Origin of the sequence: Microbacterium sp. SLBN-111, assembly GCF_049739645.1 — a bacterium.
GTDB lineage: Bacteria > Actinomycetota > Actinomycetes > Actinomycetales > Microbacteriaceae > Microbacterium.
The window spans coordinates 972,740-992,122 of record NZ_JBMGQH010000001.1 but is presented as its reverse complement, the minus strand read 5'-3'; the positions used below and the strand labels follow the sequence as shown (position 1 = coordinate 992,122).

Annotated in this window: 22 protein-coding genes; 15 read left to right on the top strand and 7 right to left on the bottom strand. The window is 71.4% G+C overall.

Annotated elements, in window-relative coordinates; genetic code table 11:
* The first annotated feature begins 322 nt into the window (after positions 1-322).
* Both RKD05_RS04705 and RKD05_RS04700 read left to right on the top strand, forming a co-directional pair.
* Entirely contained in the window at positions 323-946 is a 624-nt protein-coding gene (locus tag RKD05_RS04705; RefSeq protein WP_424708354.1) for a PadR family transcriptional regulator, read from the top strand.
* Positions 943-2,478: a DHA2 family efflux MFS transporter permease subunit gene (locus RKD05_RS04700; RefSeq protein WP_424708352.1), complete on the top strand. Its 1,536-nt coding sequence runs from the start codon at positions 943-945 to the stop codon at positions 2,476-2,478. Before RKD05_RS04705 ends, RKD05_RS04700 begins: the two co-directional genes overlap by 4 nt.
* Before the next feature lie 166 nt (positions 2,479-2,644).
* On the opposite strand, the gene RKD05_RS04695 is transcribed toward RKD05_RS04700, so the two are convergent.
* Together RKD05_RS04695 and purD are read right to left on the bottom strand one after the other, a co-directional pair.
* Positions 2,645-2,983: a TfoX/Sxy family protein gene (locus RKD05_RS04695; protein ID WP_424708351.1), complete on the bottom strand. Its 339-nt coding sequence runs from the start codon at positions 2,981-2,983 to the stop codon at positions 2,645-2,647.
* A 165-nt stretch (positions 2,984-3,148) separates the two neighbouring features.
* Positions 3,149-4,420, bottom strand: a complete 1,272-nt coding sequence (purD, locus tag RKD05_RS04690; RefSeq protein WP_424708350.1) for a phosphoribosylamine--glycine ligase — start codon at positions 4,418-4,420, stop codon at positions 3,149-3,151.
* A 173-nt stretch (positions 4,421-4,593) separates the two neighbouring features.
* On the opposite strand from purD, the gene RKD05_RS04685 reads away from it, so the two are divergent.
* Together RKD05_RS04685 and RKD05_RS04680 are read left to right on the top strand one after the other, a co-directional pair.
* Positions 4,594-4,950, top strand: coding sequence for a sterol carrier family protein (locus RKD05_RS04685; RefSeq protein WP_424708349.1), 357 nt, complete (start codon positions 4,594-4,596; stop codon positions 4,948-4,950).
* A gap of 73 nt (positions 4,951-5,023) precedes the next feature.
* A complete protein-coding gene (locus RKD05_RS04680; protein WP_424708348.1) occupies positions 5,024-5,359 on the top strand; it encodes a potassium transporter Trk in 336 nt (111 codons plus the stop codon).
* A 24-nt stretch (positions 5,360-5,383) separates the two neighbouring features.
* Here RKD05_RS04680 and RKD05_RS04675 read toward each other — a convergent pair whose 3' ends face one another.
* Entirely contained in the window at positions 5,384-5,995 is a 612-nt protein-coding gene (locus RKD05_RS04675) for a zinc-binding alcohol dehydrogenase (protein WP_424708346.1), read from the bottom strand.
* A gap of 303 nt (positions 5,996-6,298) precedes the next feature.
* On the opposite strand from RKD05_RS04675, the gene RKD05_RS04670 reads away from it, so the two are divergent.
* The 4 genes from RKD05_RS04670 to RKD05_RS04655 all read left to right on the top strand — a co-directional run bounded on the left by RKD05_RS04670 (position 6,299) and on the right by RKD05_RS04655 (position 11,469).
* The gene (locus tag RKD05_RS04670; RefSeq protein WP_424708345.1) at positions 6,299-7,144 is read left to right on the top strand and encodes a DUF559 domain-containing protein; all 846 of its coding nucleotides are present in this window, start codon (positions 6,299-6,301) and stop codon (positions 7,142-7,144) included.
* Positions 7,145-7,639: 495 nt separating this feature from the next.
* The gene (gene purM, locus RKD05_RS04665; protein ID WP_424708343.1) at positions 7,640-8,782 is read left to right on the top strand and encodes a phosphoribosylformylglycinamidine cyclo-ligase; all 1,143 of its coding nucleotides are present in this window, start codon (positions 7,640-7,642) and stop codon (positions 8,780-8,782) included.
* A 6-nt stretch (positions 8,783-8,788) separates the two neighbouring features.
* Positions 8,789-10,255, top strand: a complete 1,467-nt coding sequence (gene purF / locus RKD05_RS04660) for an amidophosphoribosyltransferase (RefSeq protein ID WP_424708342.1) — start codon at positions 8,789-8,791, stop codon at positions 10,253-10,255.
* The gene (locus tag RKD05_RS04655; RefSeq protein ID WP_424708340.1) at positions 10,252-11,469 is read left to right on the top strand and encodes a CynX/NimT family MFS transporter; all 1,218 of its coding nucleotides are present in this window, start codon (positions 10,252-10,254) and stop codon (positions 11,467-11,469) included. Before purF ends, RKD05_RS04655 begins: the two co-directional genes overlap by 4 nt.
* A gap of 6 nt (positions 11,470-11,475) precedes the next feature.
* On the opposite strand, the gene RKD05_RS04650 is transcribed toward RKD05_RS04655, so the two are convergent.
* On the bottom strand, positions 11,476-11,658 hold the full coding sequence (locus tag RKD05_RS04650; protein WP_022878118.1) for a DUF3073 domain-containing protein: 183 nt from the start codon (positions 11,656-11,658) through the stop codon (positions 11,476-11,478).
* A 178-nt stretch (positions 11,659-11,836) separates the two neighbouring features.
* Here RKD05_RS04650 and RKD05_RS04645 point away from each other — a divergent pair, with 178 nt between their 5' ends.
* Entirely contained in the window at positions 11,837-12,352 is a 516-nt protein-coding gene (locus RKD05_RS04645) for a universal stress protein (RefSeq protein ID WP_424708339.1), read from the top strand.
* 3 nt (positions 12,353-12,355) lie between these two features.
* On the opposite strand, the gene RKD05_RS04640 is transcribed toward RKD05_RS04645, so the two are convergent.
* The 3 genes from RKD05_RS04640 to RKD05_RS04630 form a co-directional block, all read right to left on the bottom strand.
* Positions 12,356-12,961, bottom strand: coding sequence for a PadR family transcriptional regulator (locus RKD05_RS04640; RefSeq protein ID WP_022878116.1), 606 nt, complete (start codon positions 12,959-12,961; stop codon positions 12,356-12,358).
* The gene (locus RKD05_RS04635; protein ID WP_134125528.1) at positions 12,961-13,812 is read right to left on the bottom strand and encodes a DUF4097 family beta strand repeat-containing protein; all 852 of its coding nucleotides are present in this window, start codon (positions 13,810-13,812) and stop codon (positions 12,961-12,963) included. The genes RKD05_RS04640 and RKD05_RS04635 overlap by 1 nt, the downstream gene beginning before the upstream one ends.
* A gap of 372 nt (positions 13,813-14,184) precedes the next feature.
* A complete protein-coding gene (locus RKD05_RS04630) occupies positions 14,185-14,349 on the bottom strand; it encodes a hypothetical protein (protein ID WP_022878111.1) in 165 nt (54 codons plus the stop codon).
* Positions 14,350-14,571: 222 nt separating this feature from the next.
* Here RKD05_RS04630 and RKD05_RS04625 point away from each other — a divergent pair, with 222 nt between their 5' ends.
* The 6 genes from RKD05_RS04625 to RKD05_RS04600 all read left to right on the top strand — a co-directional run bounded on the left by RKD05_RS04625 (position 14,572) and on the right by RKD05_RS04600 (position 19,376).
* Positions 14,572-14,841 carry a DUF7218 family protein gene (locus tag RKD05_RS04625; protein WP_424708337.1) on the top strand — a complete coding sequence of 90 codons (270 nt, stop codon included), beginning with the start codon at positions 14,572-14,574 and terminating at the stop codon, positions 14,839-14,841.
* A 2-nt stretch (positions 14,842-14,843) separates the two neighbouring features.
* Positions 14,844-15,809, top strand: coding sequence for a DNA topoisomerase IB (locus tag RKD05_RS04620; protein WP_424708336.1), 966 nt, complete (start codon positions 14,844-14,846; stop codon positions 15,807-15,809).
* A gap of 28 nt (positions 15,810-15,837) precedes the next feature.
* Complete coding sequence (locus tag RKD05_RS04615) at positions 15,838-16,206, top strand: fluoride efflux transporter FluC (protein WP_424708334.1); 369 nt, start codon at positions 15,838-15,840, stop codon at positions 16,204-16,206.
* Between the two features lie 131 nt (positions 16,207-16,337).
* Positions 16,338-17,267, top strand: a complete 930-nt coding sequence (locus RKD05_RS04610) for a carbohydrate kinase family protein (protein WP_424708332.1) — start codon at positions 16,338-16,340, stop codon at positions 17,265-17,267.
* The gene (locus RKD05_RS04605) at positions 17,264-17,908 is read left to right on the top strand and encodes a class II aldolase/adducin family protein (protein ID WP_424708331.1); all 645 of its coding nucleotides are present in this window, start codon (positions 17,264-17,266) and stop codon (positions 17,906-17,908) included. The genes RKD05_RS04610 and RKD05_RS04605 overlap by 4 nt, the downstream gene beginning before the upstream one ends.
* A 10-nt stretch (positions 17,909-17,918) precedes the next feature.
* On the top strand, positions 17,919-19,376 hold the full coding sequence (locus RKD05_RS04600; protein ID WP_424708330.1) for an aldehyde dehydrogenase family protein: 1,458 nt from the start codon (positions 17,919-17,921) through the stop codon (positions 19,374-19,376).
* Positions 19,377-19,383: the final 7 nt, after the last annotated feature.

The window sequence follows — 19,383 nt, the reverse complement described above, 5'->3', positions numbered from 1 at the left end:
GACCGGGGCTGCGGCTGGACCGGGGCTGCGGCGTTCCGGTCGCCTTGCCGCCGGGGTCGTGGCATCCGGGGTTCTCGGCAGCCCGTTGAGTGTCCAAGACACGCGGATGGTGCGGCGGTGCGTCCGCGTGTTCTGGACACCGCATGCTGTGGGTCCTAGCGACGTCGCGTCGACCGACCGCTTGAGTGTCCAAGACACGCGGATGGTGCGGCGGTGCGTCCGCGTGTTGTGGACACCGAAAGTTTCGCCTGGGGCCCGGGCTACGCGAGCCTGACGTGCGCTATAGTCCATGTGGACTAGTCGACACGGACCAAGGAGACGGATGCCGGACATCACGCGCCTCACCCCGCTCGCGGTCACGCTGCTCGCGACCCTGCGCGAGGGCGACATGCACCCGTACGAACTGCTGCGTCTCCTGCGCGAACGCGGCGACGATCGGCTCGTTCCGCTGCAGAAGGGCACGATCTACCACACCATCGCCCGCCTCGAGCGTGAGGGACTGATCGCCGAGGTCGGCGTGGATCGCGACGGCAACCGCCCCGAGCGCACGACCTACACCCTGCTCGACGCGGGCAAGGATGCCGTGGACGCCTGGGTCCGCGCGGAACTCCCGCGGATCGACCGGCCCGGCGAATTCCGCGTGGCGCTCGCCGAAGCGCACAACCTCGATCGTGACGACGTCGTCGCGCTCCTCGACCGGCGGCGGGAACTCCTCGTCGCTTCCCGCGACGTGCACCGCGACGGGCTGTCCCGCGCGAACCGACGCGCGGTCCCGCACCAGTTCATGGTCGAGGTCGAACGGCAAGCCGTTCTCCTCGACGCCGAGCTCGCCTGGCAGGACTCCCTGCGTCAAGGCCTGGCCGATGGCTCCCTGCCCTGGGGGATCGACGGCCTCCCCGACCACATCAAGAACAGACACCGCCTCTCGAAGGAACCTCTCGTATGACCGACTCCCGCACCGCGTCCGCGGTATCCGCTCCTCCCGAACGCAGCCCGTGGCCGGCCCTCTGGGCCCTGGTCATCGGGTTCTTCATGATCCTGGTCGACACCACGATCGTCTCGGTGGCGAACCCCGCCATCAAGGCCGCGCTCGATCCGTCGACGAACAACCTCGACAACGTCGTGTGGGTCACGAGCGCGTACCTCCTCACCTACGCCGTTCCGCTGCTCGTGACGGGCCGTCTCGGCGACCGCTTCGGTCCGAAGAACGTCTACCTCGTCGGCCTCGCGATCTTCACGATCGCATCGCTCGCGTGCGGCCTCGCGTCGTCGCTCGAGGTGCTGATCATCGCCCGTGCCGTCCAGGGCCTCGGCGCCGCCCTCATGACGCCGCAGACCATGGCCGTCATCACCCGCACCTTCCCGCCCCAGCGGCGCGGTGCGGCCATGGGCCTGTGGGGCGCGACCGCCGGTGTCGCGACGCTCGTCGGCCCGCTCGCGGGTGGCCTGCTCGTCGACGGACTCGGGTGGGAGTGGATCTTCTTCATCAACATCCCCGTCGGTGTCATCGGCTTCATCGCCGCGCTGATCCTCGTGCCGCAGCTGCCGCAGTCGACCCACAAGTTCGACTTCCTCGGAGTCGCGCTGAGCGCCGTCGGCCTCTTCCTCATCGTGTTCGGCCTGCAGGAGGGCGAGCACTTCGACTGGGCCGCGTGGATCTGGGCGATGGTCGCGGCCGGTGTCGTCGTCATGGCGCTGTTCGTGTGGACGCAGGCGCGGAGCAAGACCGAGCCGCTCGTGCCGCTCGACCTCTTCCGCGACCGCAACTTCTCGGTCTCGAACCTCGCGATCGCCGCGGTCGGTTTCACCGTGACGAGCATGGCGCTGCCGCAGATGTTCTACCTGCAGCTCGCCCGAGGCCTCACTCCCACGGAGTCGGCGCTGCTGCTCGTTCCGCTCGCGATCCTCTCGGGCGTGCTCGCCCCGTTCGCGGGCAAGCTCCTCGATCGCACCGACCCGCGGGTGCTGCTGGTCCCCGGCTTGCTGCTCGTGGGCGGATCGCTGGGTCTGTACACGGCGCTCATCCTGAACGACGCACCGATCTGGGCGTTCCTCATCCCGTCCGCGTTGATGGGTATCGGCAACGCCGGCATGTGGGGACCGCTGGCCACGACGGCGACGCGCAACCTGCCGCCGCGACAGGCCGGAGCCGGCGCCGGCATCTACAACACGACCCGTACGGTCGGATCGGTGATCGGCTCGGCATCCATCGCCGCTTTCATGCAGGCGCGCCTCGAGGCCAACCTGCCCGGAGCGGGGGATGCCACGGAGAGCTTCGGCTCCGGATCGCTCCCGCCGCAGGTCGTCGAGGGCTTCACGAACGCCATGGGTCAGTCGCTGTTCCTGCCGATCGGTGTGATCTTCGTCGGACTCATCGCCGTGCTGTTCATGAAGCGCCCGTCGGTGATCCGTCCGCACGGTGCTCCGCGCGACGCGGCCCCCGCCGCGCAGGCGGCGCCGGCGGCCGCGGGGGAGTAACCCGCTCCCGGCGCGTCTCGGATCGCCGAGACTGCACGCGCCTGACATCTCGGTTGCAGACTGCAGCGGGGATGTCGGGCAGTTGCAGTCTCGGCGATTTCGCGCGCGGGGCGGAGCGGCGGTGGGCCGGGAGGCGGCGAGCGGTCGCCGGGCCCCTGCCGCGGCGTCAGGGAGTGATGGCGTCGACGAAGCGGTGTGCCTCGTCGATCAGCGCGGCCCAGGTCTCGGTGGCATCCGGCGAGATCTCGGCCCACTCCCGCAGCGGGCGACCCCGCATGATCATCGGGGCACCGACGCCGTCGGCGGTGAGCTCGCCGATGCGCTGCTCCGGCAGCTTCACGACCAGCCCGCCCTCGTGCGCGACGAACGCGAAGACCTTCCCGCGCACGCGGATGCCGTCGGTCCCGAACATGCGCCCCATGTCGACGTCGGACAGCGCGCACAGGCTCTCCGCGATCGGGTCGAAGATCGCGTGTGCTCGGGCCATGGCATCCCGGTCCACCATGCGCACACGGTAGCCCGGAACCGGATGCCAGGGCGAGGGGCGAGTCGTCGATCAGCGCCGAGACTGCAGTGCGCTGACATTTCGGCTGCAGGCCGCGGGGGAGATGTCAGCAGGATGCAGTCTCGCGGACCGGAGACGGCGAGCCGCGGCGCGCCCCGCGCGGAGTCAGTCCTCGAGGACGCGGGCCGCGATGTCGGTGCGGTACTGACCGCCCTCGAGCCCGATGCGGCTGAGCGCTTCGTAGGCGGCGGTGCGGGCCTCGCGGAACGTCGTGCCGAGGGCCACGACGTTCAGCACGCGCCCGCCGGTGGCGAGCAGCCGGCCGTCGTGCAGCGCCGTCGCGGCGTGCGCGACATGCACGGCCTCGACCTCTTCGGCCTCGTCGAGCCCGGTGAGCGGGCGACCCGTGATGGGCGCCTCGGGGTACCCCTCGCTCGCGAGCACCACCGTCACCGCTGTGGCCTCGGCGAACGCGGGACGCGGCTGGTCCTCGAGCGTGCCCGAGGCTGCGGCCATGAGCAGCGTCGACAGCGGGTCGACGAGCCGCGGCAAAACGACCTGCGTCTCGGGGTCGCCGAAACGCGCGTTGAACTCGATGACCTTCACGCCGGCCTCGGTCAGGATCAGTCCGGCGTAGAGCAGTCCGATGAACGGGGTGCCCTCGGCATCCATCTGCCGGATCACCGGCTCCGCGATCTCGCGCGTGACGTGGTCGACGAACTCCTCCTCGCCACCGAACCGCTCGAGCAGCCACGGCAGCGGCGAGTACGCACCCATGCCGCCCGTGTTCGGGCCCTCGTCGCCGTCGCGGAGGCGCTTGAAGTCCTGCGCGGGGCTGAGGGGCAGCACGCGGTCGCCGTCGCTGAGGAAGAAGAGCGAGACCTCGGGGCCGGCGAGGAACTCCTCGATGAGCACGGGGCCGGTCGGCAGATACGTTTCGGCGTGGGCCAGGGCGGCGGCGCGGTCGGACGTCACGATGACGCCCTTGCCCGCGGCGAGCCCGTCGGCCTTGACGACGTGCGGGGCGCCGAGCTCGTCGAGCGCCGCGGCGACTCCCGCGAGATCGTGCGCGCGCAAGGCCCGGCCGGTCGGCACGCCCGCGGCATCCATGATCCGCTTGGCGTACGTCTTCGAGCCCTCGAGCTGGGCCGCGGCCTTGCCCGGACCGAACACCGGGATGCCGCGCTCGCGCAGCGCATCGGCGACGCCGGCGACCAGCGGAGCTTCGGGACCGATCACGACGAGGTCGATCGCCTCGGTCTTGGCGAACTCGGTGACGGCGACGGGGTCGTTCGCGTCGAGGTCGACGACGTGGGCGTCGCGGGCGATACCGGCGTTGCCGGGGGCGGCGTAGATCGCGTGCGAGACCTCTTCGGAGCGCAGGGCGAGGATGATGGCGTGCTCGCGCGCGCCCGAACCGAGGACCAGGATTCTCACGCCGCCAGCCTACCGAGCGCCTCCGACACCGCCCGACCCCTCGGTGCCGTCCCTTCTTCGGTGTCCAGGACACGCGGGCGGCACGTCGTCGCCATCCGCGTGTCTTGGACAGCGAAGCGACCCCCCCGGCCGCCCCGACCGGAATGTCGGACCCCGCGAGTACCGTGGATGCCATGCCTCCCCGCCGCATCGACACCGGAGACGGCCGCGCCGCGCTCGCCGTCGTGGCCGCGGGCGACGCGCCGCGCCCGGCCACCGCTACCGCCGTGCGGTACCTGCTGCAGCTGCTGGTCGAGAAGGCGCCGGGCAACTCCGTCGAGATGCGCGTGCCGCCGTTCGGGGCGGTGCAGGTCATCGAGGGTCCGCGGCACACGCGCGGAACCCCGCCGAACGTCGTCGAGACCGACGCCGCGACCTGGATCGCCGTCGCCACCGGGGCTGAGAGCTGGGCGGATGCCGCGGCCTCGGGCCGGATCGTCGCGTCCGGTGTCCGTGCCGACCTCAGCGCGCTGCTGCCGCTGCGGCCGTGACCCCGTCCTGCCGTGATCTCGACGTCGGAGCATCGGCGACCCGCGAACACCGCCGCGGTGGGACAATGTGAGCATGGCTGAGCAGCCCGCCCCCGAACGCAAGCCCCTCGTGCACGAGGAGATCGTGACGCTGCGCGTGCGCCGCGCTCCGAAGTACGGCGTGTTCCTCGCTGCCGGTGCGCTGCTCGGCATCCTGGCCGCCCTCATCCTCACCGTCGTGATCGACGGTGCCGATCTCAGCCCCTACACGAACGTCGTGTACTCGCAGCTGCAGGTCTTCATGTTCACGGCGCTGATCTTCGTCGTCATCGGCGTGGCTCTCGGGGCGATCGCGGCCCTCATCTCCGAGCGGGTCGTGGGCGGGAAGGTCCGCGACGTCGCCGTCGACCACGAGCGCTACCGCTACTGATCCGGCCGATCACGCCAGCTCTTCTCACGCGAGTTCGGCGATGATCGGATGGATGGCGGTGTCGAACGCGACGACGTCGCTGCGCAGACCGTCGGTGACCGCCACGGTCAGTGATCCGATCCACCACACCCCGCGCTGAGCGAGCGGCAGTACTTGCACGTTGAGTTCGAACGAGTGCGCCCGCCGACCGACGCGTCGCTCGTGCTCGGCGATCGCGCTCGCGTAGGCGCGATACGAGACGCCGGGGCGCGCGGCGCGGTCGGACCGATACCTCGCGTGGGCATGGCGGGCGAACTCCAGGGCCGCCGCGGCGTACGGAGTGACGACCGCGCGGAGGGCCTCGGCCCGCCCCACCGGCAGCGCGAGCACGTCCTCGAAGCCCTCCACCAGCTCGAGCGGCACCGGCGACGGGTGCGCGAGCGGCTCGACGCTCATCGCCCACAGCTCGCGCCACTCCCGTTCCAGCAGCGACTGCTCGTCCTCGGAACGCGGGATGCCGTCATACGCGGGGACGCGTCGGAGGGCGGGGAGCTCCTCCGGATCCCGGATGCCGCAGACCTGACGCAGATAGAGCGCGACGAGCACCGGGATCGCCGCGTCCTCGCGGATCGTCCACTCCGGCTGGCCGCCCGTCATGGCGCAATTGTAGAGACGGGCGTGCCCCGGGTGGGCGGGCCTTGCGCGCGGGGTCGCGTCTACCGGGCTTCTCTTCTCCTAGCTCGTTGCCTCGTTTCTCCGTGAGGACCGGAGGGCATGGGGCGAGGGGAGGGCGATACACCTTCCGGCATCCTCCGTAGCTCCCAACTCCTCCGCTCGTCCCGCGGCATCCACGGACGGACTCCGGACGACGGTTCCTCCCCAGTCGCCGAGTCCGTCATTCCGTCCGCAGAAGGGCGATGTCGCCGGACGCGCTCGTGCCGAATCGCGCACAGTATGTGGATGCCAACTCACCGCGCCGATCCCGTCGACCTCGCTCGCCGAGCCGGCGGAGTGGTGCGCGGCGTGCGACTCGCAGAGGCGGGAGTCTCATGGCGCGCGGTGGCCGATGCCATCGACCGTGGCGAACTCGTGCGGGTGCGTCGCCGGTGGTTGGCCCTGCCCGACGCCGATCCCTACGTCACCGCCGCGGCGCGCGCGGGCGTGATTCTGACGTGCGTCACGGCCGCGGTGCATCACGGCCTCTGGGTTGCATCGCACACCGAATCGCACGTCGCCGCCGGGCCTCACGCGGGACGGGTGGACGTTACGCCGGGCACGCGCGTCCACCGCACGCGCCCGCTGATCCCGCGGCATCCGGACTCGCTCGTCGATGGAGTCGGCAACACGCTCGTCGCCGTGGCATCCTGTCTTCCCCGTGACGACGCGCTGGTCGTGTGGGAGTCGGCATTGAACAAGCGGCTCGTCTCGCTGGAGGAACTCTCACGCCTGCCGCTCCCCGCAAGAGCCCGCGCGCTCGCGGAGGTTGCGCAACCCTTCGCGGACTCGGGACTGGAGACGTATCTCATCGCGCGACTCCGGTGGCTCGGGCTTCGGCTGATTCCTCAGGCCTGGATCCTCGACCATCGCGTGGACCTCCTGATCGGAGATCGGCTCGTTCTCCAAGTCGATGGAGGCCATCACGTCGACGCTCAGCGTGAACAGGACAACCAGCACGACGCACTGCTCACCCTTCACGGGTACCACGTCATACGCGTCGGGTACCGCCAGGTGATTCAAGACTGGCCCCAGGTGCAGATGACCGTCATGAATGCGGTAGCCCAGGGTCTTCACCGCGCCCGCGACTAGTCACTTCCCCGCGTCGCGCCCGTGACGGGCGGGAGGAGGGGAGGGCGTGGGAGGAGGGGAGGGTGCCGTGAGGCCGTGGCATCCTCCCTCCGTCCCAGGCCCTCCGTTCGTCACGGGCACGATCGCCGCGGCCTCCACTGTGGCTCGACGCCCCGCCCCCGAACCCCTGCTGCGCGGGAGGAGGGGAGGGCGTGGGAGGAGGGGAGGGTGCCGTGAGGCCGTGGCATCCTCCCTCCGTCCCAGGCCCTCCGTTCGTCACGGGCACGATCGCCGCGGCCTCCACTGTGGCTCGACGCCCCGCCCCCGAACCCCTGCTGCGCGGGAGGAGGGGAGGGCGTGGGAGGAGGGGAGGGTGCCGTGAGGCCGTGGCATCCTCCCTCCGTCCCAGGCCCTCCCTTCGTCACGGCGCCTCCACCCCGGTCCCAACCGGCCCCGCACACCCCCGCGAAGCGCAGAGGCGGGAGGCGTGTCGGATCCTGCGGGTAGTCTGTTCCGGTGGCCTCTGCTCCCCACGAAAACCCCTACTCCGCTGCCGGCGTCGACACTGCCGCGGGTGACCTCGCCGTCGAGCTGATGAAGTCGGCCGTCAAGCGCACCCACGGCCCCGAGGTGCTCGGGGGAGTGGGCGGTTTCGCCGGCCTCTTCGACGCCTCCGCGCTGCGCGACTACGCGCGTCCGCTCCTCGCGACCAGCACCGACGGCGTCGGGACGAAGGTCGCGATCGCGCAGGCGATCGACAAGCACGACACCATCGGCGAAGACCTCGTCGGCATGGTCGTCGACGACATCGTCGTGGTCGGCGCGCGCCCGCTCTTCATGACCGACTACATCGCGTGCGGCAAGGTCATCCCCACCCGCATCGCCGACATCGTCGCGGGTATCGCGCGCGGCTGCGAGCTGACCGGCACGGCACTCGTCGGCGGCGAGACGGCCGAGCACCCGGGCCTCCTCGGCATCGACGACTACGACGTCGCGGGTGCCGCGACCGGTGTCGTCGAGGCCGACCGCGTCCTCGGCGCCGATCGGGTCCGCGGCGGCGACGTCGTGCTGGCCCTGGCCTCCAGCGGTCTGCACTCCAACGGCTACTCGCTCGTGCGTCACATCGTCGCGGGCCGCGGCATCGCGTACGGTGCGGCTTCGGCCGAGCTCGGCGGCACGTGGGGCGAGGCGCTCCTCGAGCCCACGCGGCTGTACACCTCGCCGCTGCTGCGCCTGCTCGGCGACGCGGCGGTGGGCGCCGGCATCCATTCGCTCAGCCACGTCACGGGCGGCGGGATCGCGGCGAACCTCGCGCGCGTGCTGCCGCAGAACACGTGGGTCGATGTCGACCGGTCGACGTGGAGCCCGCCGCCGGTGTTCCGGGTGCTCGCCGACCTCGGCGACCTCGAACTGACGGCCACAGAGGGCACCTGGAACCTCGGCATCGGCTTCCTCGCCGTGGTCGCCCCGGAGGTCGTGGATGCCGCGATCGCGGCGCTGCGGGCCGACGGCATCGACACCTGGCAGGTCGGTGTGGTGCGCGACGACGCGCGCCCCGACGGAGAGTTCGAACAGGGCGCGAAGGGCGTCGACGGGGGCGCGGTGCGTCTGGTCGGCTCGTACGCGGATGCCGGCTTCCCGGCGAACGGAGCGAAGTAACACCCCATGTGCGGCATCGTCGGCATGGCCGGGCAAGGCCCGGTCAACCAGGAGATCTACGACGCGCTCCTCCTCCTCCAGCACCGCGGCCAGGACTCCACCGGCATCGCGACGGCCGAGGCGAGCGGCGTCTTCCACATCCACAAGGCGCGCGGGCAGGTGCGCGAGGCGTTCCGCACCCGCGACATGCGCGCGCTGCTCGGCGACATCGGTCTCGGCCATGTCCGCTACGCGACGAAGGGCACGGCCTCCAGCGAAGAAGAGGCGCAGCCCTTCTACGTCAACGCCCCGTACGGCATCGTCCTGGTGCACAACGGCAACCTCACGAACACCCGCGAGCTCACGAGCGAGCTGTTCCACAAGGACCGCCGGCACCTGAACACCAGCTCCGACACCGAGCTGTTGGTGAACATCCTCGGCTCCGAGCTGCAGTCCGAGATCTCCGGCCCCGACCTCGACCCGGCCCAGGTGTTCCGCGCGGTCGCGCGCGTGCACGAGCGCGTCGAGGGTTCGTACGCGTCGATCGCCCTCATCGCGGGCTACGGACTCCTCGCATTCCGCGACCCGTTCGGCATCCGCCCCCTCATCCTCGGCAAGCGCCCGGCGGGCGGCAGTGGCGGTCGCGAGGAGTGGGTCGTGGCATCCGAGTCGCTCGTGCTCGAGAATGCGGGCTTCGAGGTCGTCCGCGACGTCGAGCCCGGCGAGGCCGTGTTCATCACGCTCGACGGCACGCTCCACGCACAGCAGTGCGCGGCGAACCCGACGCTCGCGCCGTGCTCGTTCGAGTACGTGTACCTCGCCCGTCCCGACTCCGTGATGAACGGCATCTCGGTGTACGAGGCGCGTCTGCGCATGGGCGAGCGCCTCGCCGACACGATCGCGAAGTACACCCCGCACGGCTCGATCGACGTCGTCATGCCGATCCCCGACTCCTCGCGTCCCGCCGCGATGCAGGTCGCGCGCAAGCTCGGCATCGAGTACCGCGAGGGCTTCTACAAGAACCGCTACGTGGGCCGGACGTTCATCATGCCCGGGCAGGCGGTCCGCAAGAAGAGCGTGCGCCAGAAGCTCAACGCGATGTCGACCGAGTTCCAGGGCAAGAACGTCCTGCTCATCGACGACTCGATCGTCCGCGGCACCACCAGCCGCGAGATCATCCAGATGGCTCGGGATGCCGGGGCGAAGAGCGTCACGTTCGCGTCGGCCGCTCCGCCGGTCCGGTTCCCCCACGTCTACGGCATCAACATGCCCTCGCGCCACGAGCTCGTCGCCCACGGCCGCACGATCCCGCAGATCGCGGAGGAGCTCGGCTGCGACTACCTCGTGTACCAGGAGGTCGAAGACCTCAAGGCCGCGATCATGGAGGGCAGCGACCTCGTCGACCTCGACATGAGCTGCTTCGACGGCCGCTACGTCACGGGCACCGTGTCGGAGGAGTACCTCGCCTGGGTCGAGGGCAGCCAGGAGTCTTGACCTCCCGCCGCGCGGGAACGGTCGTGTGGGCGGCGGCGGCCATCGTGCTGCTCGCCCTCACGCTCCGCATCGCCGTGGCGTCGCTGTCACCGCTGCTGACGGCGATTTCGCGCGACTTCCCGCTGCCCGCGGCGGTGGTGGGCCTCATCGGGATGGCACCGCCCGTGGCGTTCGCGCTGTCCGCGGTCGTGACCCCGGCCATCGAGCGGCGGGTCGGTCTGGAGCGCCTCGTCCTGATCGCCGCGGCGACCGCGGCGGCGATGCTCGGCCTCCGGGCCGTGGCGGTGGATGCCGGGACGCTCCTCGCCGCGACGGCGGGCGTGTTCGCGGCGGTAGGGGTGGCGAACGTGCTGCTCCCCGCCGTCGTGAAGAAGTACTTCCCCGACCGCGTCGGCCTGATGACCACCGTCTACTCGACGACGATGGCGGTCGCGACGTTCACGCCGCCGCTCGTCGCGGTGCCGCTGTCGGAGGCGATCGGCTGGCGCGGCTCGTTCGCGGTCTGGGCGTTCGTCGGGGTCGCGGCCGTGGTGCCCTGGGTGGTGACGGCCGTGCGGGCTCGGGCGGGTCGCGACGACATCGTCGAGGAGCCGCGCGCGTCGGTGCTGTCGCGCGTCGTGCGCGTGCCGCAGACCTGGGCGCTCGTGATCACGTTCGCCGTGAACTCGTCCGTGGCGTACGGCATGTTCGCGTGGATGCCGGCCATCCTCATCGACATGGCGGGTGTCGACGCCGCGACCGCGGGTGGACTGCTCGCCCTGTTCTCGTTCATGGGCCTGCCGGTGGCGCTCGTCGTCCCGGTGCTCGTGGCGCGCCTGCGCCGGACCGCGCCGTTCTACGCCGTGGCCGTGGTGAGCGGGCTCGCCGGGGTCGCGGGGCTGCTGTTCGCCCCCGCGGCTGCGCCGGTGCTGTGGGTCGTGCTGATCGGCCTACCGCCGCTGATGTTCCCGATGGTGCTCGTTCTGTTCGGGCTGCGCACGCGATCGCACGAGACCGCCGTGGCGCTGAGCGGGTTCGTGCAGGCGGCCGGCTACGGGCTCGCCGCGCTCACGCCGCTCGCGCTCGGCGTGACGCACGAGATCAGCGGGGGCTGGACCGCCGGGCTGCTGGTGCTGGGCGCCGTCATCGCGATCGTCATTCCCGCGGCCGTCGTGATGGCACGGTCGGAAACGATCGAAGCGGCGTGGGAACGCCGCCACGGTCGAGCGTGGTGAGAAGGGTTACGCCTTCTCGTCCTCGTACTCGTCTTCGTACTGGTCGGCCCACTTGTCGACGTACGCGTCTTCACCCGAAGCGGGTGCGCCGAGTTCGCGCTCGAGAGCGGAGTAGTTCACCGAGTAGGTGTCGTACTTCAGCTCACGGGCGATCTTGGTGTTCTTCGCCTTCTGACGGCCACGCCCCATGCGAGACCCCCTCACGATCGACGTCGAGGGCCGTGCTGCGGGCCCTGCGTATTGCGGTTCCGGACCGAGCCGGTAAGAGTAACAGCCAGGATATCACGGTGCTTTCTGACCCCGACTGCCGGCTGCCGACCGCCGGTGGTCGGAGCGAGGTCGGGCCGCGCGAGCAGAGGAGCCCTCTATGGCAGACAACACCCCCGCCCCGAAGCGCGCAGGAGCCGTGATCGCGGGCGTCGTCCCCGGGCAGTCGCCCCGCGTCCTGCGCGCCGCCGCTCGTCAGGCCGCCCTGGCGGGAACCGACCTCGTGATCGCGCACGTCGACACGACGCGCTTCGTCGCCTTCGAAGACCCGGACGGCTACGTGAACCCCTCCACGGTCGACCTCGCCGGGGCGGCGGCCCGCGCCGCCCTGATCGAAGTCCAGGCGGCCGCGGACGCGGCGCTCGCGGGCGAGACCGTGTCGTGGAGCGTGCGGCAGGTGATCGGCGACCCGGCGCTCGCGCTGATCCACCTCGCGGACGAGCTGGACGCGTCGCTGCTGGTCGTCGGCACGCGCAAGCGCGGGCTGGGGGAGTCGTTGCGCGAGTTCCTCACCGGTTCCGTCGCGGCGCGGCTCACCCACCGGCAGCACCGTCCCGTCCTGGTGGTCCCGCTGGGTGAGCCGCTCGCGCCCGAGGAGGAGCTCGTCTGGGAGTGACGCTCAGCCGCGCAGTGCGCGGGTGACCGCGTCGGACGCCTGGCGCAGCGCCGACTCGATGGCATCCACACCGGATGCCGTGAGCTCGCCGCCGCGAGCCACGTGGGAGCGCAACTCCGCACGGGCGCGCCCGCGGAACTCGGTGATCGCGGCGTCGGCGCGGTGCAGCTGCTCGCGGCTGCGTGTGCGCGAGTCGTCCGCGGGCTCCTTCTGCGCCTGCTCGCGTTCGTCGCGCGAGGCGGCGGCGAGATCGGCGCGGAGGCTGCGCATGGCATCCCGCACGCTCCCGCGGACCTCGTCGGCGATCAGCCGCACGCTGTCGGCGAGACCGGCCTGGATGCCCTCGAGGTCGCCCTCGCGCGCAGTGACCTCGGCGCGCCCGGCATCCGTGATCTCGTAGACGGTCTTGCGGCCGTCGACGGTCTTGGTGACCAGGCCCTCCTCCTCGAGCTTCGCGAGGCGGGGGTAGATCGTGCCGGCGGACGGCGAGTAGGTGCCGCCCGTGCGCTCGGTGAGCGCCTGCATGAGGTCGTAGCCGTGGCGGGGTCCCTCGGCCAGCAGGCTCAGGATGTAGAGGCGCAGATCGCCGTGCGAGAAGACCGGGGCCATCACCACTCCTCCTCTCCGGCGAGTTCGTCGGGGCGCAGGCCCGAGACGCCGCGACGGAGGACCGTGATCTCGCCCGAGACCGTGTTGGCGCGCACGTCGACGAACGATCCCGCGAGGGCGCCGGTCGACCCGGTGAAGTTCGTGGGTCCGTTGCCGGAGCGCACGTGTCCGTCGATCTGCACGCGTCCGCTCACCGAGCGCGCGACGTAGTTCGCGGGCAGCCCACGGTCGAGGCGGATCGTCGCCGAGCCGCTCACGGAGTTCAGGCTGATCGACTGCACCGTGCCGGTGGAGTCGACGAGCAGCGCGCCCGCGACCGTGTCGACCGAGGCCTTCGTGACGGCGCCGGTCGCGGCGATGTCGCCCGAGACGCTGTTCGCCGTAAGGGCACCCTGGAGCTCGCGCACCTGCACGTCGCCGGACACGGCGTTGAGGCTCACGTCGCCGACGAGCCCGTCGACCATGATGTCGCCCGAGACGGTGTTGAGCTTGGCATCCGTCCGGAGCCCCGACACCAGCGCACTCGCGCTCACGACGCCGAGCGTCAGGGCGACGGTGCGCGGGACGGCGACGCTCACCTCGGCCTTGGGGCCGCCGGCGCCGAAGTTGCGGAACACCTCGAGGAAGTTGTCCCACCGCAGCTGCGGGTGGTCGATCTCGAGGCGGCCGTCGTTCATCTCGATGCGCAGGTCTTTGACCGTGACGCCGTGCACCTCGATGCGGGCGCCGGGGTCGTCGTGCGCAATGACGTCGACCTGGCCTCCGACCAGGCCGATCTTCAGTTCACGCAGCCCGTCGACGTCGATGACCCGCGTCTCGCCCGGGTGGACGATCCATTTCTCCATGGCGATCTCTCCTCACTCACGATATATCGCGTTGTGTCGAGTATCGCGATATATCGTGAGTTCGTCAAGGGACTTTGGTCCGTTGGTGTGGCCCGGGCGCCGGGGCATGGCATCCAGATCACGTGAAGTGGACGACCGCACACGCGGTGGCCGTTCGCGACCTGTCCGCTCGCCCAGATCACGTGAAGTGGTCGACCGCACACGCCGTGGGTGTTCGCGGCGTGTCCGCTCGCCCAGATCACGTGAAGTGGATCACCGGCCGCCCCGGAAACGCCGGATGCCACGCCCTGGGGGAGGGACGTGGCATCCGGGGCGGGCGTACCCGCGGGGGGATGAGGGGAGTCGCGCACCCGAAACGCAGGCGCCCCTCTTCGGGGGTTAAACCGGCTTGCGACCGCTGATCAAGCGGAACAGCAGCACGATGAGCGCGATGAGGCCGACGATGATCGCGATCCAGAGGAGGAAGCTCGCGGCCTGGCTCAGTCCGCTGACGATCGCGATGACGATCGCCGCGACGATGATGATGATCAGGAAGATGTTCATGGGGGGCTCCTTGCTGTTTCCGCTGACGCGGCAACCGGCGAGTGGTTGACTTCAACGTTCCCACCCGGGCACGAGGATGGCCGGGGGGTTGACGTTTCTGGAAATTCGCTGTTAGTCCGTCGGACCGCTTGACCGGAAGACCCCGGATGCCACCTGTCAACCCCGCGCGTGAGCCGCGACGGCGCGTCGTAGCGTCGGGGCATCCGACGGAAGGAGACGGCCATGCCCCAGGGGCGAGGATCGAACAGCCTGAAGGACCCCGATCTGTACGAGGAGCTGCGGAAGCAGGGTGACTCGAAGGAGAAGGCGGCGCGCATCTCGAACGCGGCCGCCGCGCAGGGGCGCGGCAAGGTCGGCGCCCGCGGCGGCCACGCGGAGAACTACGAGGACCGCACCGTCGACGAGCTCAGGAAGCGTGCGAAGGAGCTCGGGATCACCGGGTACTCCGGCAAGAAGAAGGCGGAGCTGATCGACCTGCTCCGCAACCACTGACAGTGGCGCGTCTCATCCGGGTCCGTCCGTACGAGGATCCCGGGTTCCGCCGCGTCCGCTCCGGGTCCGGGTTCCGATTCGTGGACCATACCGGTGCCGCGGTGCCGGAGCGCGAGGCGGAACGGGCGCGGAGCCTCGTCATCCCGCCCGCCTGGCGCGAAGTGTGGATCGCGAAGCAGCCCAACGCGCACATCCAGGCGGTCGGAACCGACGAGGCCGGGCGGCGGCAGTACACGTATCACGCGGACTGGTCGAAGGGCCGCGACAAGGGCAAGTTCTCGCGCGCCCTGCAGCTGGCCGAGGCGCTGCCGCGGGCCCGCGCCCGCGTCACTCAGTCGCTGCGCCGCTCCGAGGCCGACCGGGAGCGCGTGCTGGCCGTGTCGTTCCGGCTGCTCGACCAGGTCGCCCCGCGCGTCGGGAACGCCCGCTACTTCGTGACGAACGGCAGCCGCGGGCTCACGACGCTGCAGCGGAGGGATGCCACGGTCGAGGGCGACCGCATCCGGTTGTCGTTCCCCGCGAAGAGCGGGAAGCGTGCCGAACTGTCGCTGCAGGACGCCGAGGTCGCGGCACTGATGTCGGAGCTCGCGACGGGACGTTCGCGTGCGGCCCTGCTCAGCTACCGTCGCGGACGCCGTCGCGTGCCCCTCACGCCGGGCGACGTGAACGCCTACGTGCGCGCGCTGACCGGTGGACCGTTCAGCGCCAAGGACTTCCGGACGCTCCGCGGCACGATCCTCGCCGCGGAGGCGCTCGCGAAGGCCGGAGTCGCTCCGACCAAGAACGAGCGCAAGAAGGTCGAGCTCGCCGCGGTCCGGGCCGCGGCGGAGGCCCTCGGGAACACCCCGGCCGTCGCCCGCTCGAGCTATATCGATCCGCGCGTGTTCTCCCTCTACCGGCGCGGTCACACGATGGAGCTGGGTGGGTCGAAGGATGCCGCGATCCGGCGCCTGATCCTGGGGGAGTGACCGCGCGCGGGCGCGTAGGGTGTCGAGCGTGGTGTCCTGGCGCGATCTCGTCTCGGTGGCCGTCGGTGGCGCGATCGGGACGGCGGTGCGTGCGGGCCTGACACTCGCGCTCGCGGGCGATCTCGGCCCCGCCCTCGTGCCGATCATCAACGTCGTAGGTGCGTTCGCGATCGGCGTCCTGTTCGGGATCCGGGCCCGGATGCCGATGTCGACCCGTGCCCAGAGGGCGCAGCTGTTCTTCGGCACCGGCGTGCTCGGCGGCTTCACGACGTACAGCTCGCTCGCCGTGGAGTCGGCCGACCTGTCGCTGCTGTGGTGGGGCGCGGTCACCGTGGTCGTCGGGACGTTTGCCGCGTGGCTCGGCGTGCTCCTCGGCCGGGGGCACCGCGTGCGCTGATCGGCTGCATGCCGTGGACTCCCGCGGGCGCTGAGCGCTCCGACCCTTGCCGCACCCCCGGTCAAGATGGTACAAATGTGCCACTTGCCGACGTGGGCCCGCTGCGCCGGTGCCGACCCGGAGGCTCAACGATGACCGCCGTCCCCCGAATCGTCACGCTCGGAGCCCACGTGCTCGACACGATCGTCCAGCCCGTCGACGAGATCCCGCCCGGGCAGGGCTCTCTGCTCGTCGACGAGATCGTGATGTCGGCCGCCGGCCCCGCCGGAGGAACGGCGCTCGTGCTGAACAAGCTCGGCGCGCGCGTGATCACGAGCGGCGCCGTCGGCGACGACGTCGCGGGACGCGTGCTCCGCGGACTGCTGGCCGACGCCGGAATCGCCGTGGAACACCTGCGCACGGGGGAGCTGCCGACCTCGGCATCCGTTCTCCCCATCCGCTCGGACGGCTCGCGTCCCGCGCTCCACGTCGTCGGGGCCAACGCGCTCGCCGCCGATGTGGTGCCCTGGGAGGCACTCGCCGCCGCTGACCACGTGCACGTCGGGGCGCCCGAGCTCCTCGGACCCGAGAACGTCATCGAGATCCTCGACCACGCGCGCGCCAACGGGGCGACGACGTCGCTCGACTTCCTCATCGGCGGCGAGCAGGCGTTCTACGCCCTCATCGAGCCGCTGCTGCCATACACCGACTACATGCTTCCCAACGCGGAGCAGGCTCTCGGGTGGACGGGCGCCCCCGATCTGCACGCTGCCGCGCACGTCCTCGCCGAGGCCGGTGCACGCGTCGTCGCGATCACGAACGGCGGTGACGACATCGTGCTCGTCGAGGGCGACGACCTCGTCGACATCCCGATCGTCCCGGCCGTCCCGGTGGACACCAGCGGCGGCGGCGACGCGTTCTCCGCCGGGTTCGTCTTCGCGAAGCTCCGCGGACAGACCTCGGTCGAGGCGGCGCGCTTCGGCTCGGCCGTTGCGGCCCAGGTCGTCGCGGGCGTCGGCACCGACCACGGCACCTACGACGCGGCATCCATCGACGCGCTCCTCTCGGAGACCGCGCGGTGACGCCGGACGCCCGCGCCGCGATCGCCGACGCGTGCCGCGCGCTCGCGGCGGACGGGCTGGTGAAGGGGACGGCGGGCAACGTCAGCGTGCGCGTCGACGACGGGATCGCGATCACGGCGACCGGGGTGGTGTTCGCGCAGGCGACCGTCGACGACGTCTCGGTCGTCGACCACGACGGGCGGGTCGTGGTCGGTTCGCTCGCGCCGAGCTCCGAGCTCGGACTGCACCTCGCCGCGTACGCCGACGACGCCGTGGGGGCGGTCGTCCACACGCACGCGCCGGCCGCGATCGCCCTGTCGCTCGTGAGTGACCGCCTGCCGTGCATCCACTACCAGCAGCTCACTCTCGGCGGTGAGATCGAGGTCGTCCCGTTCGCGGTCTTCGGGTCGCCCGAGCTCGCGGCGAGCACCGGCGCGGCGCTGACGACGGCGAACGCCGCGATCCTCGCGCACCACGGCGCCGTCACGACCGGTCGCGACCTCGCCGATGCCGTCGCGAACACCGCGCTGCTGGAATGGGCGTGCGACATCTACCTGAGGGCGCGGGCCGTGGCAGCGCCGGCGGAACTCAGCCCCGAACAGCGGGCCGAGGTCGTGGCCGCCGCCGTCGCGACCGCCTACGGCCAGAAGCGGACCGTGTGAAATGGATGCCATGACCGCCACCACGTTCGACTCGCTCAGTCCGCTGGACGGCCGCGTCGTCGGAACGTTCCCCGTGCAGGGCGCGGACGAGGTCGCCGCCACCGTCGACCGCGCCCGCCGCGCCGCGGAGGAGTGGCGCGCCCTCGGGTTCTCGGGGCGCCGTCGGGCGCTCGACGCGTGGCGCCGCGACATCGTCGCGCACCTCGACGAGCTCATCGCGCTCGTGCGTGCCGAGACCGGCAAGCCCGCGGGTGACGCGCGTCTCGAGATCATGCTCGCGCTCGACCACCTCGCGTGGGCCGCGTCCCACGCCCGGCGGGTCCTGCGGCGGCGGTCGGTCTTCCCGGGGCTGCTGATGCTCAACCAGTCCGCCACCCTCGGGTACCTGCCGTACGGCGTGGTCGGCGTGATCGGTCCGTGGAACTACCCCGTCTTCACGCCCATGGGCTCGCTCGCGTACGCGCTCGCGGCGGGGAACGCCGTGGTGTTCAAGCCCAGCGAGTACACCCCCGCGGTCGGCGTGTGGCTGCGCGAGGCGTTCGTGCGGGCCGGGGGTCCGGCCGACGCGTTCGCCGTCGTCACCGGCCTCGGGCCCACGGGGGCGGCCCTGTGCCGCGCCGGGGTCGACAAGGTCGCGTTCACCGGTTCCACGGCGACGGGCAAGGCTGTCATGGCCGCGTGCGCCGAATCCCTCACGCCCGTCGTGATCGAGGCCGGGGGCAAGGACGCGCTCCTCGTGGACGAGGATGCCGACCTGGATGCGGCGGCCGAAGCGGCCGTGTGGGGCGCGTACTCGAACGCGGGCCAGACGTGCATCGGCATCGAGCGGGTGTACGTCCATACCGCCGTCGCCGGTCGGTTCGTCGACCGGGTCGCCGAGCTCACGGCGGACCTGCGGGCGGGCGTGGACGATGCGGCGCGCCTCGGCCCGCTCACGATGGCGCGGCAGGCCGACGTCGTGCGCGCACACGTCGCCGACGCGGTCGCCGCCGGCGGCCACCTGCGTGTGGGCGGCCTCCCGCCCGAGGGCGCGGTGATCCCCCCGATCCTCCTCACCGACGTCGACGAGCGCTCGACGGCCGTCCGCGAGGAGACCTTCGGGCCGACGCTGGTCGTGAACCGGGTGGCATCCATGGACGAGGCCATCCGGCGGGCGAACGCCGTCCGTTACGGCCTCTCCGGATCGGTGTTCTCGCGCCGACGCGGGAAGGAGCTCGCGATGCGCCTGCGCGGCGGCATGGTAGCGATCAACGCGGTGATCGCGTTCGCCGCCGTCCCGGCGCTGCCGTTCGGCGGCGTGGGCGACTCGGGTTTCGGCCGTATCCACGGCGCCGACGGCCTGCGCGAGTTCGCCACGGCGAAGGCCATCACGCGGCAGCGGTTCCGGCTGCTGACCCTGACGACGATGCGGCGCAGGCCCGGCGTCGACCGGATCGTGGACCGCATCATCCGCGCGCTGTACGGCTGAGCGGAGC